Below are 16750 nucleotides of genomic sequence, written 5' to 3' on the forward strand. Positions count from 1 at the left end.
TCCGCACGTCGCCCACCGGGCGGTCCGGTCGGGAGTCGGCACGGAACGACAGACCGACGCAACCGGCCCCCGCACGGCGGCTCCTGTCACACCCTCACGTCTTTACCTTCTATTGACCATCACTTTACACATCGAGGGGTGAAGGGGGAATCAGTCCGTTCCGGGAAGCGCGGGCCCCCGGTAGTCGGGGCCCGAGAAGTCCGGTCCGGAGAAATCGGGAGCGGAGAAATCGGGGCTGGAGAAGTCGGGGGCGCTGAAGCCAGGCCCCTTCCTCGACCGCGGAACACCGGCCGCGCCGGTCACCCCCGCCGTCGCGCCACCGGCCGTCGCGCCGTCTGCGGTCGCGTCACCCGCCGCCGGGCCGACCGCACCCGCCCCGGCCGTCGCCGCCGCCCCGGCCGTCACATCCGGGCGGGCGGCAGCACCGGATTCCGTCGCCCCGATCGCGTCGACCAGGAAGGGCAGCATCCCGCGTTCGAGCAGCGCCCCCCGCCATGCCTCTCGCGCACGGTCCACCTCGGCATCCGCATCGTTCGGCGCCGAGCGATTGCGTGCCGCCGTCACGAGCAGCCCGACGAGACCGGCAAGCAGTGTCACCACCGCCACCCCGACCGCGACCGCTCCGGCGCCGAGCATGACCTCCGCGAGTTCCGAGTGCCGGTCGACGGCCCGGAAGCCGAAACCGATCAGCCCGAAGACGACGGCGGCCGTGCCGGACAGGCCGGGCACCAGCACCGCCACCGCGTACAGCGCGCTGCCCCGGACCGCCGCACCGGTGCCGGACTCGCGCCGGACGCCGCCTCGCCCCGCGCCCGGCCGGGCCGGGGCGTCGAGCAGTTGACGGTAAGTGCGGTACTCGGGCGCGGCCGAGGCCGAAATGGCGGCACGCGCCTCCAGCGCCCGGGTGCGCAACTGCTCGCCGTTGAGGGCCCCCGGGGTGCGGCGCCGCACCTCCTGGACCGCCGGCGCGTTCAACGCCCGGTCCAGGAGGTGCTCGAAAGCGGGCAGATCCTCTGCCCGCAGGAGATCCGAATGGTCGTCCACGCGTCTTCCTCGATCGATGAAATCCACACAGCCGCACAGCCGTACGGCCGGGCCCGGCGCTCTCGCGCCACTTCCCTGATACTTCCCGGCTTGCGCAACCCCTAAAGCATGAATCGGCGCCCGTCGGGACGGGCCGAGCGCCCTTCCTCACGATACTTGCTACATTACGCAACTGAGCAATCGTTGGCTACGGAACGACCGCGGCTGCGCCCGCCGCACGAGGAGGACCTCCCATGCCTGCCGCCCGTCGGGTTCTGCCACGGCCCGTCCCGTTCGCTCGCATCGCCCTGGCCGTCCTGGCCCTCGCGATGTGCACGGTGTTCGCCACCGCCCCCGCGCATGCGGCGGACACCGGACTCGACAGCGTGGCCGAGGCTCTCCGAAAGAGCCCCGTGTACGTCGATCCACGCGCTCGGGACAAGCTCTCCGAGGCCGACGCCGACCAGCTCGCGAAGAAGATCGAGGACGCGGACAGGCCGGTGTTCGTCGCGGTGCTTCCCGAAGGCTCCGAGTTCCCGCCCAGAACCCTGATGCGGGACCTGCGCACCCTGGTCGGCGTCAGCGGCGTGTACGCCGTGCGCCTGGGCGACGGATTCGACGCCAAGGCGGACTCCCCGGTGATGTCCCGTGCCGCGGTCGGCAACCTCACCGGAGCCGTCAAGCGCTCCCACTCCGGCGATACCGCGGGGATGTTGACCGCGTTCGTGGACCGGGCCATCGCACAGGCCCAGGGGCGGGCCCCGGACACCTGGGGCGACTCCGGGAGCGAGGAGGGCGGCGGCGGGGCCGGGGCGCTGCTCGCCGTCGGCGCGGTGGCGGTGGCCGGCGGCGGGGCCTACGCCCTCTACCGGAGGTCCCGGAAGAAGCGTGAGGCCGCCGAACTGGACGCGCTGCGCGTCGTCGTCGACGAGGACATCACCGCGTTCGGCGAGGAACTGGACCGGCTGGACTTCCGTCCCTCCGCGCCCGGCACCGACGACGCCATGCGACAGGACTACGCCCGCGCCCTGGACGCTTACGACAGGGCCAAGGAACTGATGGCCGCCGCCTCCGCGCCGCAGGACGTCCGGCCGGTGACCGAGACCCTGGCGGACGGCCGGTTCGCACTCGCCACCCTGGCCGCGCGCCGCGCCGGCGCCCCGTTGCCCGAGCACCGCGCTCCCTGCTTCTTCGACCCCCGTCACGGCCCCTCGGTCAGGGACCTGCCGTGGGCCCCGCCCGGCGGCACGCCGCGCGATGTGCCCGCGTGCCAGGTGGACGCCGAACTTCTGGCATCGGGGCAGGAGCCGGCAGCCCGTCAGGTGCACACCGCGGACGGCCCCCAGCCCTACTGGAATGCCGGTCCCGCCTACGCGCCCTGGGCGGGCGGCTACTTCGGCGGCGCCGGAGGCGTCCTCGGCGGACTGCTCGTGGGCACGATGCTGGGCTCGGCGCTCAGCGCCCCCGCCGCCTTCGCCGACGCCCCGTCCGCCGACGGTGTTTCCGGCAGCGCTCCAGACGGCGGTGAGTTCACCGGCGCGGACTTCGCCCCGGGGGACTTCGGCGGATTCGACGGCGGCAGCCTCGACGGCGGCGGCGGTGACTTCGGCGGCGGTGACTGGTGATCCGGCGGGTGAGGGTGACGGCCGGGGCGACGGCGAGGGCGATTCAAGGGGCGAGCGGTGTTCTCTGACGTGGGTCCGCTGGAACTGATCACCATCGCCGTTCTCGGCATGCTCCTCTTCGGCCCGGACAAATTGCCGGAGCTCATCCGGAACGCGGCGGACCTCGCCGCCCGCTTCCGGCAGTTCTCGGAGCACGCGAAGCAGGAGATCAGGTCCGAACTCGGCCCGGATTTCCAGGACTTCGAGTTCGAGGACCTGCACCCCAAGACGCTTGTGCGCAAGCACGTGCTGAGCGGCGACGGACTCGGACTGGACGAGATCCGCGATGCCCTCGACCCCCGGAAGGAACTTGCCGAGGCCGCCGAGGCCGTACGCGGCACGACCGGGAGCGAGAGCGGGAGCGGGAGTGACGCGACGGGAAGCGGCTCGGCGGGAAGGGGGAACGGCGCGGCGGACGAACTTCCGGACGGCCCCGCCCCGACGGGCGGAACACCGAGCCGGGTCCCGCTCGGAAAGGACCGGGTCTCGTTCGCGAAGGACCGGGTCTCGTTCGAGAAGGGCGGAGACGAGTCGACGCACCTCCGCGTGCCGTTCGACACCGAGGCGACCTGAAACCGCGACCGACCTCACTCCGACGCATCACCAAAATTCAAAGATTGCGCAATAATTGAACTATGAAGACGGATACGAACGGCATGGAGGGGTGGGAGAACGCGGTCCTCGACGGCGGCCCCGCCGACGGACTGCGCATGCGGGTCACCGACCGTCCGGGGGTGCTCCAGGTGACGTACCCCTGCCAGGTCGAGACCGCACCGGGTGGCATACAGGTGGAGGCGCTCTACGTCTACCGCCGGGATCCGCGCGTACGGAGCGAACCGCTGCGGTACGGCTTCGACGGAGCCAGCCCCTGAGAGGCTGTCGGGGGACCTCCGACCGCCCGGTCAGAGGCCGCCCGACAGGCTCTGGGGCCACCGCCGCCCGGGAGGCTGCTCCTTCGGGCCGCCGGCGACGCCCGTCTCTACGGCCGGCCGGAGACCGCCTTCCCGGCCGCGACCCAGTTGGCGCGCAGCCGGTCCAGGTAGGACTGTGCCTGGCTGCCCGGGTGCGCGCCGCGGGCGAACGCCAGCATGTTGCCCGAGCCCGTGTTGTAGCCCAGCGCCAGCAGTTCGTCCTTCGTGTACGTCGCCGACCGCTGGGCGGGTAGCCGCGCGGCCAGGTCGTGCAGGTGCCAGGCCGCGGCCTCGACTGCCAGGTCGCGGTCGTCGGGCAGCTCCTCCCACCGGCGGTCCGCGAAACCGTGCCGCCGTTTCGTCTCGTCGAAGGCGGCACGGTGCATGTTCGCGACGCCGAAGGAGGCATCCGGCTTGTACCGCTGCCAGGCCCGCTCCCAGTCCGGATCGTGCGGCTTGTACGCCTCGTTGTAGAGGATCGCCATCAGCAGTCGCGGATCGACTCCGGCCCGGACCGCGTGGGTACGCACCTGTGGCGCGAGATCCGCGGGATCGTAGGCCCCGGCCGACGGCGTGTGCGGGCCGCCGCTCCCGCCGGACGCCGGAGCACTCGGCGGGGCGCCCGAGGCATCGGGGCCGGTCGGCCCGTCCGACGCGGACGCGGACTCGGACGCCGCCGACGGGACGCCGGACGGAGCGGCCCGTGGCCCGTCCGGCGGATCGGCCCCCTGCCCGCCACGCACCAGCAGCCATACCGCCAGTATGAGCACCGGCACCACGTACCACCGTCGTCGTACCCCGGAGTCCGCCATCGTCCCGCCTCCTCCGCCGCGCCTGCCGCGTGCCCCCACCCTACGGAGTCCGGCGCCGCACACGAGGTGTCACATCACGGCGCGCACGTCACGGTCGGGGGCTCGGGTCTCGTGGCGGTTGCGGGCGATCACGAGGGCCGTCGCGTACAGCGCGAGCACGACCACGAGCAGCAGGTAGAAGAGACCGGGCAGGGTCATCATGCCCAGCGGCGGGCCGAGCGGGGAGAGCGGCAGCAGCAGGCCGGTGACGGCGAGCGCGGCGGCGGCCCTGCCGACCGGACTGGTCCCGCGGTTCTCGGCGGTGCGCCGGCCGGTACGCAGGAGCACCATCACCAGGGCCTGGGTGAGCAGGTTCTCGGTGAACCAGCCGGCGTGGAACACCGCCTCGTAGTTCGTGCCCCCGGGGCCGCGCAGGGCGAGTGCGAGCACCGCGAAGGTCGCCAGGTCGGCGGCGGCGTTGATCGCCCCGAAGGCGGTGATGAAGCGGAGGAAGTCGCGCGGTCTCAGCATGGTGGGCCGCTTGAGCGCGGCCGGGGCGGGCCGGTCGTAGGAGAAGGTGAGCTGGGCGGCGTCGAAGCACAGGTTCTGGACGAGGGCCTGGGCCGGGAGCATCGGCAGGAACGGCAGCAGGAGACCGGCGGCGAGCATGGCGATGACGTTGCCGAGGTTCGAGGACAGGGTGATGCGCAGGTACGTCGCGATGGTGACGCTGCTGTGCCGGCCCGCAGTGATCGCGTGGTCGATCGCGGTCAGGTCCTTCCCGTGGTCGGCGAGCACCACTCCGGCGCTCTCCCGGGCCACGTCGACGGCGTCGCGCGGGCAGATCCCGACATCGGCGGCGTGCAGTGCGGGCAGATCGTTGACGCCGTCCCCGAGGAAGCCGGTGGTGTGGCCCGCGGCGCGCAGCGTGGTGACGATGCGCGCCTTGTGCTCGGGGGTGCAGCGGGCGAACACGGTGGTCCGGTCCGCGAGTGCGGCGAGCTCCGGCTCGGTGAGCCCGTCGATGGCGTCAGCGGTGCGCACCTCGCCCGGGTCCAGGCCCAGATCGCGGCAGGCGCGGGCCACCGTGCCCGGGTGGTCGCCGGTGAGCACCTTCACCGTGATGCCGCGGTCGGCGAGGACGCGCAGGGCACCGGACGCGGACGGGACCAGTTCCTCGCGCAGGGCGACGAAGCCGACGAAGTCCAGGCCGCGTTCGTCGGCGGGCGTGTACGCGCGCCGACGCGCTGCGCGCTCGGCGGTGGCGACCGCCAGGAGGCGCAGTCCGTCGTCCGCCCGGGCCGCCGCGAGTGCGAGCAGCCGCCGCCGTTCGGCGTCGTCGAGCGCACACCGTTCCAGCACGTTCTCGACGGCCCCCTTGACGACGAGGGTGTCGACGCCGAGGCGACCGGGAACACGCACGACGGCGGTCGACAGGCGCCGCGCCGGGTCGAAGGGCACTGCCGCGACCCCGTCGTGGCGCAGCGCGTCGTCCTCGTCGGCCGCGTCGAGGATCGCCTCGTCCAGTGTGTCGGGGACGGGCAGGTCGGCGAGCTGAAGCGTCCACCACGCGTTCACGGCCGCCCAGCGCAGCGCCTCGGGGTCGTCCCTGCCGTCGGCGTCCATCGCCCGCACCACGACCGGCCGGTCCTGCGTGAGCGTCCCCGTCTTGTCCAGGCACAGCACGTCGACCGCGCCCAGGTCGTGCAGCGCGGGCAGCCTCCGGACGATCACACCGTGGGCGCGGGCGAGGAGCGAGGCGCCGCGCGCCAGACTCGTCGTGACGATGACCGGCAGCATCTCGGGAGTGAGCCCCACCGCCACCGCCACGGCGAACGGCAGCGTCTCCAGGCCCCGGCCGCGCAGAGCCGCGTTCGCCATCAGCACCAGCGGCGGCGTCAGCAGCATGAACCGGATCAGGATCCAGGAGATCCCGTGCACCGAGCGGTCGAAGGCGCTCCGGCCGCGCGGCGGCACGGAGTCGTGCCCGGCGGCGAACCGGGTGTGCGCCCCGGTCGCGACGACCACCGCGGTGCCGCTGCCCGACATGACGCTGCTGCCCTGGAAGCACAGTTGCGGCTCCCCGAAGGGACCGTCCCCCGCGGCCCCGGCCCCCGTGGTTCCGGTCCCCGGCGCCTCCTTGGTGATCTCCGTCCCCGTAATCCCCGTCGCCGCGGTCCCCGTCCTCGCGGTTCCGCTCCCCGTCACCCCTTCCACCGGTCGGCCCGGGGCGTCGACGGGGTGCTTGGGAACCGGGGCCGACTCCCCGGTGAGCGCCGCCTGGTTCACGCTCAGGCTGTTCGCACGCAGCAGCCGTACGTCTGCCGGTACCAGGTCCCCGGGCCCGAGACGGACCACATCGCCCGGCACCAGTTCGTCGACCGGGATCTCGCGGGCCTCCGGCAACGCTTCGCCGTCGGTGCGACGCAGCACCGTCGCGGTGGTCGCCACCAGGTCCCGCAGCCCGGCCATCGACCGGTCCGCGCGATGTTCCCCGGCCGACCGCAGCACGCAGCTCACCACCACGAGCACGGTGATCACGCAGGCGGTGCCCCAGGCCGCGACGGCCGCGGACACCACGCCGAGGCAGAGCAGCACGGCGGTGAACGGGTCACGGAGGCTGCGCAGGAAGCGCCCGGGCCACGACACGGCGCGGCGGGCGGGCAGCGTGTTCTCGCCGAACCTGGTGAGGCGCTCCGCGGCGTCCTCGTCCGTCAGCCCGCGGGGGCCGCTCTCCAGGGTGCGCAGCACCTGGAGCGAGGTGAGTTGCCGCAGGGCCCCACCCCCCGTGACGGCTCCGCCCGGCGCCGGAGGGGCCGGCGGGCCGGGTGACACGAGACCTGACTCCTCGGTCTCGGAGGTCTCAGCCACCGGTCCCGCGAAGCGCGCGCACCGGCGCGGACACGACATCGGCACGCGCGGTCAGCTGACCGACCATCAGCCGCACCACGGTCACGACATCGGAATCGTCCACGAAATACACCATGCGCCGGCCCTCGCGACGGGAACGCACGAGGCCCGCGAGCTTCAGCTTCGTCAGGTGCTGACTGACGGCGGGCAGCGCACCGCCCACCCGCTCCGCGAGTCCGGTGACATCGCTCTCGCCCTGGGCCAGTGCCCATACGATGTGCAGCCGCGCCGAGGACGCCAGCAGTCCGAAGGCCGCAGCGGCCTCCGCGAGCACCTCGGCAGGCGGGTCCTCGAAGCCGTCGACGCCTGTCGCCACCGTCGTCCCTCCGTTTCCGCGGGGTCGCTTGCGAACCTCCCCAGTCTAACGAGCCGGGGAGCAGGAGAGGGGTGGAGCGGTGAGCGGCGCCCCGCGGCCCCGGATCCGTGGCGCAGAGGGGGAGGGCGCATGGGGCCTTCGCTGTTCGAGCGGGGCCGGGAACGTGGGGGACCTCGCGACCGACGACAACGCGGGAGGCGGGGTCGCAGGGCGTCGCGAGCCCGCTCCTCTCCTGCTCCCCGGCTCGTGAGGGCCGCCCCGTCAAGGTCCCCGGCCGTGTGCGTTCCGTACGGGTCCGGCCCGTACGGAACGGCCCGGTGTCACCGGCCCTCACCGCGCAACCAGCACCGTCCCGGCTGCGTCCTCATCATCGTCTGTACAGTTGCGCAACCACGCAACGCACTGCCGTCGACCGGGTCCTGCCTCCGCCCCGGTGCGGCCCGACGAGGGGAACAAGAACGTGGGCATCGTCAGCTGGATCATTCTCGGGCTTGTCGCCGGGGTCATCGCCAAGGTGCTGCTTCCGGGCCGTGATCCGGGCGGCCTGATCGGCACCACTCTCATAGGCATCGCGGGCGCCTTCGTCGGCGGCTGGCTCTCGGCACAGTTCCTCGACCGGCCGGTGGCGAAGGACTTCTTCGACCTGACGACGTGGGGCGCGGCGATCGGCGGCTCCCTCGTCCTGCTCATCGTCTACCGCCTGCTCTTCGGCAACTCGCGGGACTGACGGAGCGAACCGGCCCGGACGGACGGGGGCCGCACGCGTCGGCCGGCCCGTGGGGCACCCGGTGGGGCCGGCCCCGGCCCCTACGGAACGTCCTCGCACACGGAACGTCCTCGCACACGGAACACCCGGAGCACGCGGAACACCCGGAGCCGGCCGGGGTTCCGCCGGGTCTACAGCGGTGTGGCCGTGCGCAGTATCACGATCATCGTGACCGCGGAGTTCGCCGACGACATGGCGGACAGGGCCGTGCCGGCCACGGCGGACCAGGCGGCGGCACCGACCGCGGTGAACGTGGGCGGCCAGGTGCGGGCGACCGGGGCCGGCCCCAGCAGCGCCGCGACCCGGCGCGGTACCGGTCCCGGAGCGGCGAAGGCCGCCAGGGTCGACGCGGGCGGACCGGGCGAGATCAGCGCGGCCTTGCCCACCGCACGAGCGGTCACCCGCCGGTCGCCGACCGCACGGGCCGCTTCCTCGTCCGCCCAGCGCTCGACGGTGTACGCCACGGACGTACGCAACGGTCGCAGAAACGGATTGGCCCGCGCCGCCAGCCCCGCCACCACGAGGAAGCGGTGGTGGCGGCCGTCGAGGTGCGCGCGCTCATGGGCGAACAGGGCGCGGCGCTCCCGGGAGCCCAGACCGGCCAGCATCCCGGTGGAGACCAGGATCCGGCCCGCGCCCCTGCCACCGGGCAGCGCGTGGGCGAAGGGGGTCGGGTCCCGCAGCACGGCGACCCGGGTGGCGGGCAGCCCCCGCAACGCCCGTTCGGCACGGCGTCGCACCCGTTGGTGGTGGAGCAGAAGCGTCGTACAGGCAACGGCCACGAGCGCGAGCGCACCGATGGCGGCCTTCCCGACGAGTTCATGGTGCGGCACCGCCGCCCGTACCTCGGCGTCGGACCAGCCGTCGGGCAGGGGATTGCCCGGGAGCTGCGCGGTGCCGACGATCGCGAGCAGGGCCAGGCAGAGGGTGCTGCACACTCCGAGCACGGCACTGGCCGCTGACAGGAGCCTGGTGGCGGCCCTCGGGTGGAGGTGGTGTTCGGCCAGGCGGGCGATCGGCCAGGCGGTCAGGGGCAGGACGAGCGGCAGGAAGACGAAGACGCCCATGGTTCAGTTCTCCCGGCCGTCCCGGTCCTCGGCATGGTCGTCCGGTCTCCCACCGCGGTTGCCGAAACCGTAGCCGCGACCGGTACCGCCGCCCCCGGTCCCGCCACCGCTCCCGTCACCATCACTGGTACCGACCCCGTCACCGCCGACGTCGTTGAGGAGCGAGCGGAGCAGTTCCTCGTCCCGCGCGGAGAGCCCCGACACGAAACTCATCAGAACGGCCTCGCGGTCGGTCTCGTTGTCCAGCACCCGCCGCATGCGGTGGGCGGCGAGCCCCGCCTCGTCGGCGGCCGCCGTCCACAGGAACGCGCGGCCGGACCGTTCCCGGGTGACCGCGCTCTTCGCGTGCAACCGGGTCAGGATCGTCATCACCGTCGTGTAGGCGAGTGTGCCGCCCAGGTGCTCCCGGACCCAGGCCGCCGTCTGCGGTCCGGGCGCGGCCCGCAGCGCGGACAGCACCTGCGCCTCCAGTTCGCCCTGTCCGCGGCGGCGGGCACGCGTGCCCCATTCCCCACCGTCGCCGTGGTCCGCCATGCCGTCTCCCCTGCCCGTCCCCCTCCCGGCCGGAGGGGCACCCCATCGTAATGAGGCGGGCGACAAACGGCACCGACGCAGACGGGGGCGAAAGCAGGGACGGAAGAACAGAAGGACACGGAGGACACGGAGGACACGGAACAGGGGCCGGAACGCGGATACCGGGAACGGAAACCGCGAGGGGCCGGCCGGCTCCCCGGTCGGCCCCTCGCGGCACACACGTGTCACACGCGGCGCTTGCAATCACGCACCACACTCACGTCATACACAGTGCACGTATCACGTGTCGCACAGAGCGCATGCACCACTCAACACACACGGCGCACGCGATGCGGTGTCATGTCAGCGCTGTCAGCGCAGTCGGAGTGCCTCGCGCACGGTGGTGAACAGATCAGTCTGGTCGGTGACACCCAGAACCCGGTAGGCCTGCGGCCCCTCCGCGGCGATCCGGACCTGGACGCCGGTGTGCTCCTGCGACTGACCGGGCGTGTTGGTCGAGTAGTTGACCTTCAGCTTCTGGCCCTCGTTGGTGATCAGCGTGGAGGTCAGGCCGGGCGGCTGGGCCTCCAGCGGCACGATCTGGCTGGTGTGACCGTGGTCGGCGGTGGTGACCACCAGGGTGTCGGGGTGCTTGGCGGCGTAGGCGCGGGCCACCTTCACAGCGCGGTCGAACGCGGCAGTCTCGCCGATCTGGCCGCACGGGTCGGCGGAGTGGTCCTGCTTGTCGATCGAGGCGCCCTCGACCTGCAGGAAGAAGCCCTTCTTGTTGCCGTGCTGCCGCTTCTGCTTCGCCTCAAGGAGCTGGATGGCCTTGGTGGTCTGGTCGGCGAGGTTCGGAGTACCGGAGGGGCGGGCCGGGTTGCTGGTGACGCAGCGCTGCGGGTCGGTGCCGCCGAGCGCGGCGGGCTTGCCGGTCCACTCGGTGGGCACGTTGCCCGGCGCGAAGAGGCCCAGCACGGGCTTGTCGCCCTTGGCCGCCTTCAGGGACCGGTCGTCGGTGACGACCTGGTAGCCCAGCTTCTTCGCCTGCTCGGTGACGGTCAGCCCCTTGTACCTGCCGTCGGTCACCTTCTGGTCGAAGCGCTGCTTGCCGCCGCCGAGGAGGACGTCGACCTTGTGGTTGACGCTCTGCTCGGCGATCGAGCCGGGGCCGCCCTTGGCGATGGTGTCGGTCGGGCACTTGGCCATGTCGGCGGGGCCCTGGCAGGAGCGGTCGGTGGTGTGCGAGGCGAGGACCGCCGGGGTGGCGTCGGTCAGCTCGGCGGTGCTCACCGAACCGGTCGCGTACCCGCCCTTCTGGGCCAGCTCCAGAATGGTCGGCACTGCCTTGTCGGTGCCCGGCGTCTTCGAGATCCGCCCGTTGACCGTCTTCACCCCGGTCGCCCAGCCGGTGCCGCTGGCCGCGGAGTCGGTGACGTAGTCCGGAGTGCCGTCGGCGTGCACGGCGTACGTCGTGTAGGCGCCGGTCAGCGGGAACTTGTCCATGTTCAGACGACCGGCCGCGCCCACGGTGTAGTCACGGGCCAGGGTGATCTCCGAGTCCCCCATGCCGTCGCCGATCAGCAGGATGACGTTCTTCGCCTTCCCGTCCTTGATGGCGTGCTGGGCGTGCTGCTTCGGGCCGAACGCACCCGCCGTCGTGCTGACGGCGATGACGGCCGTGCTGGCGACGACGACGGCGCCGACGGCCATCAGACGGCTGCGGGACAGACGCGGTCGAGGCATGGATGTCTCCTTTGAAACAGGTCGGTACAGTCGCGGAGGGGAAGCCGGTCGGTACGGGACGCCGACATCGACGAGTCCATCAGCGCCGCGTTAACGACAGGCGGCATCGAGGTGCCCGCCGTTCTGCCACGACATGACACACCGGCTGCGGTCGGCCCTCCCGGGCACGCGACGGACGACGCACCGTCCGGGCACGCGACGAACGCCGCATCGCCACGGCGCCCCATCCCGCAGTACCCAGCATCGCCCAGTACTGCCCAGTACCGCCCAGTACCGCCCAGTACCGCCCCACGCTGCTCAGCAGTGCCCCACAGTGCTCCGTTCGCATGAGAAAGGTCGCGAGATCCGACCACCGGCACGTGTCATGCGGACGGTTTGCACGAGGGGGACGTCAACCATTCCCCTCATGAGACGCATCTCCCAGCACCTCGGCGCGCTGCGTGCCCGCGCCGCCGCCACCGGAACGGCCTGGGCCGTCGCCGCGGCGACCGTGCCCGCCCTCTCGCTCGGCCTCGGGGCGGCGCCCGCCTACGCGGCACCGCTCCCCGGCGGTCTCGGCCCCTGTATCCCGGGTTCCTGCCCCGACCCGTTCCCCGGCATCAACAACGGGCCGATCGCCGGCCGCGACAACGCGGTCAACATCTTCGTCGGCAACGACTTCCTGGTGCGCGGCCGGGCGGCGGAGGCCGAGGGTCGCGTGGTGGTGCTCGACAACTTCGACCAGCGGAAGTCCGCGGGCGACGGCGGCCTGTACAACCTCGGGATCGTCGGCGTCGGCTCACGCGTGCCTCCGCCGAACGGGGCGGACTTCCTGACCACCGGCGGGAACGTGACGATCGCGAGCGGCCAGCGCCTCGACACCACCGGCGGGCTGATCGGCGAGGAGGGCATCGTACGGTACGCGGGCACGGAATCCGGCACGGTCGCCGGACGACTCGTCCACGACCCGAACGCCGCCCAGCCGTACACGGGGCTGCGGGACCAGTTGACCACGGCAAGCCGCTGCTACGCCCGCGTCGACGGACGCCCCCGGCAGGCCACGGGCACCGCGGTCAACGAGGGCACCCAGACGGTCTTCCGCGGTGACGGAACGTCCTCGCTCCAGGTCTTCAACGTCGATTTCGACCTGACCGCACCGGGCGGCGGCCAGCAGGGAATCGTCTTCCAGAACATCCCGGCCGACGCCACGGTCCTGGTCAACATCCTCGGCGCCGACCGCACCATCAACACCTACTCCGGTGGCATCGACGACAGCACCGACCCGCTCAACGCCTACCGCGAGCGGCTGCTGTGGAACATCCCCGATGCCGCCTCGGTGAACCTGAACGGCACCGGACAGATGCAGGGGAGCTTCCTGATGGGCGAGCAGTCGTCCATGACCACCGTCACCCTGCCCGGCATCAACGGCCGCTTCTTCACCACGGGTTCGCTGACCCACACCAGCAACCAGACGGGGGGCGGCGGCCAGGAGTTCCACGCCTACCCCTTCAACGGCGACCTGCCCGACTGCTCCGGGACGACTCCCGTCACCGGTGAGGTGCGGGTGCACAAGACCGACGCCGACACCGGGCGTCCGCTCCCCGGCGCCGACTTCGAACTCTGGCGCGAGACCAACGACGTCCCCGGCCTCCAGACCACCGGCGCCAACCCCGACACCCGCGTCACCACCTGCACCACCGCCGCCGACGGCCGCTGCGACGTGACCACCACCACCGGCACCTACTACTGGCGCGAAACCGCGGCCCCCGACGGCTACGACCTCCCCGACCCCAACCTCTTCGGCCCCCTCACCCTCACCGACGCCAACGCCGCCGAAGGCGTCGAGGCAGTCGCCCGCGACACCATGACCACGGCACCGCATACGCACGGCGCGCTCCACCTGACCAAGACCGACCGGAAGAACGGCCGTCCCCTGGCGGGAGCCGTGTTCGAGATCTGGCGGGAGACCAACGGCATCCCGGGCCTCCAGACCACGGGCATCAACCCCGACGTCCGGGTCGGCCCCGGCTGTTCGACCGACGCCGCCGGGCGGTGCGACTTCATCAACCTGCCGCTGGGTGACTACTACCTGCGCGAGACCGCCGTGCCCGAGGGCTACGTCCTGTCCGGGAACCCGGTCTCCGGCCCCTACACGCTCACCCCGGCCAACAGTGGTGGCGGCGGCGGGGTGAACATCACGCTCTCCAACAAGCGCGGCGAGCCGTGCAAGGGCAAGCACTGCAAGAAATGACCACGGACGACAACCAACAACCAGGAACGACCAGGAACAACCGCGAACAATCACGGCACGCATGACGGCGCATGACCGCGCATGACCGCCTGGCGCCGCGGCCCCGGCCCCTGGGGTGTCTTCCGGGGGCCGGGGCCGCGGCCGTTCACCGGTTCGGCCGCTCACACCTGGGCGGCCGGACCGGCACGCTGATTCACTGGCAGGGATCTTCTCCCCCCGCACGCCAGGAGGTACCGGTGCGCCCTGCCCTCGTATCCGCCGTCGTGGCCGTTTCCACGGCAGCGGCCCTCGCGTCCGCGACGGTCACCGCCCCGGGCGCCGCGGCCGCCCCGGCCCGTGCCGGCTGCACCGCACCGACCGGCCCCTACCAGCGGCCGATGGAGCAGTACCTCGGCAGGCCCGTGGACGGGGTCCAGTCCGAGGCGGACTGCGAAGCCGTCCGCTCCTTCCAGACGAAGCACGAGGTGTCGCGCACCGACGGCTACGCGGACCTGGCCACCTACCGTTACATGCTCGCGGCGCAGGCCCACGACGACCCGAACGCCGCCGAGCACTGCCCGGTCAAGACCTACCGGGTCACCTGCGTCGACATGGACCGCCAACTGCTGTGGGTGCAGACCGGCAAGCGGATCGACTTCCGCCCGGTACCGATCCGCACCGGCCGCCAGGCCCAGGAGACCCGGCCCGGCTGGCACGCCGTCTACTGGCGCGACAAGGACCATGTCTCCACCATCTACGACAACGCCCCCATGCCGTACTCGCAGTTCTTCGACGGCGGGCAGGCCCTGCACGGGCACCCCGGAGATCTCTACGACGGCGGCGGCTCCGCCGGCTGCGTCAACCTCACCGTCCGCGACGCCGAGACCCTGTGGAACCTGCTCCGCATCGACGACGCCGTCTACGTGTGGGGGACGAAGCCCGGCACGGGGGCCTGATCGTTCGGCCCGGCACGGGCGCCGGGCCCACGGAGGCGGGGGCCCTCAGTCGCTCCGGGCACGGACGGCCAGGAGGGCGACCATGAGGACCGGCACGAGCAGGAGCGCGAAGGCGGTCGCGTAACCGCCGGGCGAACCGGCCCCGGCGGCCAGGCAGGCGTTGAGGACGGCGGTGGTGAGCGCCAGGACGACGACCTGCCCGAGGTTCATGTTGGTCTGCATCGCGCTGGTGGTGTGCCCCTGCCGGTCCGGGGCACTGTGCGAGAGCGAGAGCACCGTGACACAGGGGTCGAGCAGCCCCATCCCGATCGCCGCCAGCGGCATGGCCACCAGCGCGACGAACGGCGGCAGGGCCGAGAAGCTTCCCGCCACCGCGAACACGACGGAGGCCGCCATGATCAGGGCACCGACCACGACGAGACGGTGCCGGGCGACGTGCTGGAGCAGTTTGCCCTGCACCCAGGAGGCACCGGCCCACAGCACCGCGGCGGCGGTGAACGCCACACCGACCGCCACCGCGGCGACCCGTCGCTCGGTGATCAGCATCAGCGGCACCATGGCCTCGACGGTGAAGTACGTGCCGGAGGTCAGCCCGCGCAACAGCACCGCGGTCGGCAGGCCGCGGGCGCTGCGCCACGTCCCCTCCGGCAGCAGCCGGGGCGCGAAGACCACCAGAAGCGCGATCCCGGCGACGACGAACAGGAGGTGGCGCACGTCCCACTCCGACACCCCGTACTGGCCGAGCGCCGCGCCGAGACTGAGCAGCGCCGCGATCAGCAGGGGCGGGCGGGCCGCTCGTTCCTCCGCGGGCGGCACATCGGCCGGCACCGCACCTCCGCCTCCCGCGCCTCCCGCACTGCCCGGGCCTCCCGCTCCCTTCGCGTCGCCCGCGCCCCTCGCGTCGCCCACCGGGGCCCGGCGCAGCACGGCCACCAGGGCGACGGCGGGCAGCGCGGTCAGGGCGGCAAGACCGTAGAAGACCGCACGCCAGGACCACAGTTCGGCGACCACACCCGCCAGTGGCGGACCGACCAGCGACGGGATGACCCAACTCGTGCTCATCATCGCGAGCATCCGGGGCCGCAGATGGTCGGGGTACGACTGCCCGATCGCCGTGGTCACCGACACGGCGGCCATCCCCGCCGCCATGCCGTCCACGAGCCGGCCGAGCGCAAGCTGCCAGATCGACGCACTGGACGCCGACACCAGCAGCGTCACCACCGAGAGGACCATGCCCAGGGCCAGTGGGCGGCGGGCCCCGGACCGGTCGGCCCAGTGCCCGCCCAGCACCCCGCCGAGCAGGCTGGCGGCCACGAAACAGCCCGCCACCATCGGGAACAGGGACACCCCGTCCAGATCCCGGGCCGCCGTCGGCAACGTGGGCACCACCGCCAGCGCGGCGAAACCGGTGAAGAACATCACCACGGTGAACGTCGTGGTGACGGCCGCGTACTGCCGGGAGAAGATGCCCGGCCCCGTGTTCCCCGGCCCTATGACGCCCGGCCCCATGGCACCCGATTGCGGGAGCGTCCGTTGTTCCCCGGTCATGTCTGCTGCCCCTAGGTCATGTGTGTCCCGACGCCGACGCGCGGGACGAATCCGTGTGGCGCGCAACGGAGCGGAAGGCGTCGACGGGAGATGTCGGAAGCCCCGTTCAAATGGTCTAGACCTGCAACAGGGCAGAAACCTATGAGAAGCCCCACCCGGGGTCAAGGATCACCAACCCCGGGGATCTCTTCAATTTCTTTTGCGTCGCCCGGAGTTGGACCGGCCCCGGGCCCGGCCGTCGAGAACAGCCGGTCACCGGGCGACGCGGAGGAACGGACCGGACGACGTGGGGACACGAACCGGACGACGCGGGGACATCGACCGGACGAC

Annotated in this window: 14 protein-coding genes; 6 read left to right on the top strand and 8 right to left on the bottom strand. The window is 72.4% G+C overall.

Going from position 1 to position 16750, the window contains the following annotated elements; translation table 11 throughout:
- Window positions 1-150 precede the first annotated feature (150 nt).
- Window positions 151-1044 carry a hypothetical protein gene (locus ACF1CT_RS31010; protein ID WP_391787310.1) on the bottom strand — a complete coding sequence of 298 codons (894 nt, stop codon included), beginning with the start codon at window positions 1042-1044 and terminating at the stop codon, window positions 151-153.
- Between the two features lie 233 nt (window positions 1045-1277).
- Between ACF1CT_RS31010 and ACF1CT_RS31015 the strand changes: the two genes are divergently transcribed.
- From ACF1CT_RS31015 to ACF1CT_RS31025, 3 genes are all read left to right on the top strand, one after another.
- Window positions 1278-2648, top strand: a complete 1371-nt coding sequence (locus tag ACF1CT_RS31015; RefSeq protein ID WP_391787311.1) for a hypothetical protein — start codon at window positions 1278-1280, stop codon at window positions 2646-2648.
- A 57-nt stretch (window positions 2649-2705) separates the two neighbouring features.
- Window positions 2706-3260 (top strand): Sec-independent protein translocase subunit TatB, encoded by a 555-nt coding sequence (locus tag ACF1CT_RS31020; protein ID WP_391787312.1) that lies wholly within the window; start codon window positions 2706-2708, stop codon window positions 3258-3260.
- 62 nt (window positions 3261-3322) lie between these two features.
- Entirely contained in the window at window positions 3323-3559 is a 237-nt protein-coding gene (locus tag ACF1CT_RS31025) for a hypothetical protein (RefSeq protein ID WP_391787313.1), read from the top strand.
- Between the two features lie 107 nt (window positions 3560-3666).
- On the opposite strand, the gene ACF1CT_RS31030 is transcribed toward ACF1CT_RS31025, so the two are convergent.
- From ACF1CT_RS31030 to ACF1CT_RS31040, 3 genes are all read right to left on the bottom strand, one after another.
- A complete protein-coding gene (locus ACF1CT_RS31030) occupies window positions 3667-4410 on the bottom strand; it encodes a lytic transglycosylase domain-containing protein (RefSeq protein ID WP_391787314.1) in 744 nt (247 codons plus the stop codon).
- A 69-nt stretch (window positions 4411-4479) separates the two neighbouring features.
- Entirely contained in the window at window positions 4480-7299 is a 2820-nt protein-coding gene (gene mgtA, locus ACF1CT_RS31035) for a magnesium-translocating P-type ATPase (protein ID WP_391787315.1), read from the bottom strand.
- Complete coding sequence (locus ACF1CT_RS31040) at window positions 7253-7615, bottom strand: ArsR/SmtB family transcription factor (RefSeq protein WP_391787316.1); 363 nt, start codon at window positions 7613-7615, stop codon at window positions 7253-7255. The genes mgtA and ACF1CT_RS31040 overlap by 47 nt, the downstream gene beginning before the upstream one ends.
- Before the next feature lie 460 nt (window positions 7616-8075).
- On the opposite strand from ACF1CT_RS31040, the gene ACF1CT_RS31045 reads away from it, so the two are divergent.
- A complete protein-coding gene (locus ACF1CT_RS31045) occupies window positions 8076-8342 on the top strand; it encodes a GlsB/YeaQ/YmgE family stress response membrane protein (RefSeq protein WP_391787317.1) in 267 nt (88 codons plus the stop codon).
- Between the two features lie 170 nt (window positions 8343-8512).
- Here the strand turns inward: ACF1CT_RS31045 and ACF1CT_RS31050 are convergent, their stop codons facing one another.
- The 3 genes from ACF1CT_RS31050 to ACF1CT_RS31060 form a co-directional block, all read right to left on the bottom strand.
- Window positions 8513-9448, bottom strand: a complete 936-nt coding sequence (locus ACF1CT_RS31050; RefSeq protein ID WP_391787318.1) for a M56 family metallopeptidase — start codon at window positions 9446-9448, stop codon at window positions 8513-8515.
- A 3-nt stretch (window positions 9449-9451) separates the two neighbouring features.
- Window positions 9452-9982, bottom strand: coding sequence for a BlaI/MecI/CopY family transcriptional regulator (locus ACF1CT_RS31055; protein ID WP_391787319.1), 531 nt, complete (start codon window positions 9980-9982; stop codon window positions 9452-9454).
- A 351-nt stretch (window positions 9983-10333) separates the two neighbouring features.
- A complete protein-coding gene (locus ACF1CT_RS31060; protein WP_391787320.1) occupies window positions 10334-11707 on the bottom strand; it encodes an alkaline phosphatase in 1374 nt (457 codons plus the stop codon).
- A gap of 406 nt (window positions 11708-12113) precedes the next feature.
- On the opposite strand from ACF1CT_RS31060, the gene ACF1CT_RS31065 reads away from it, so the two are divergent.
- Entirely contained in the window at window positions 12114-13937 is a 1824-nt protein-coding gene (locus ACF1CT_RS31065) for a choice-of-anchor A family protein (protein ID WP_391787321.1), read from the top strand.
- Window positions 13938-14173: 236 nt separating this feature from the next.
- Window positions 14174-14872 (top strand): L,D-transpeptidase, encoded by a 699-nt coding sequence (locus ACF1CT_RS31070; RefSeq protein ID WP_391787322.1) that lies wholly within the window; start codon window positions 14174-14176, stop codon window positions 14870-14872.
- A gap of 45 nt (window positions 14873-14917) precedes the next feature.
- Here the strand turns inward: ACF1CT_RS31070 and ACF1CT_RS31075 are convergent, their stop codons facing one another.
- Window positions 14918-16381 carry an MFS transporter gene (locus ACF1CT_RS31075; RefSeq protein WP_391787368.1) on the bottom strand — a complete coding sequence of 488 codons (1464 nt, stop codon included), beginning with the start codon at window positions 16379-16381 and terminating at the stop codon, window positions 14918-14920.
- Window positions 16382-16750 lie beyond the last annotated feature (369 nt).

This window comes from Streptomyces sp. NPDC014734 (assembly GCF_043083325.1).
In the GTDB taxonomy this organism is placed as follows: domain Bacteria; phylum Actinomycetota; class Actinomycetes; order Streptomycetales; family Streptomycetaceae; genus Streptomyces.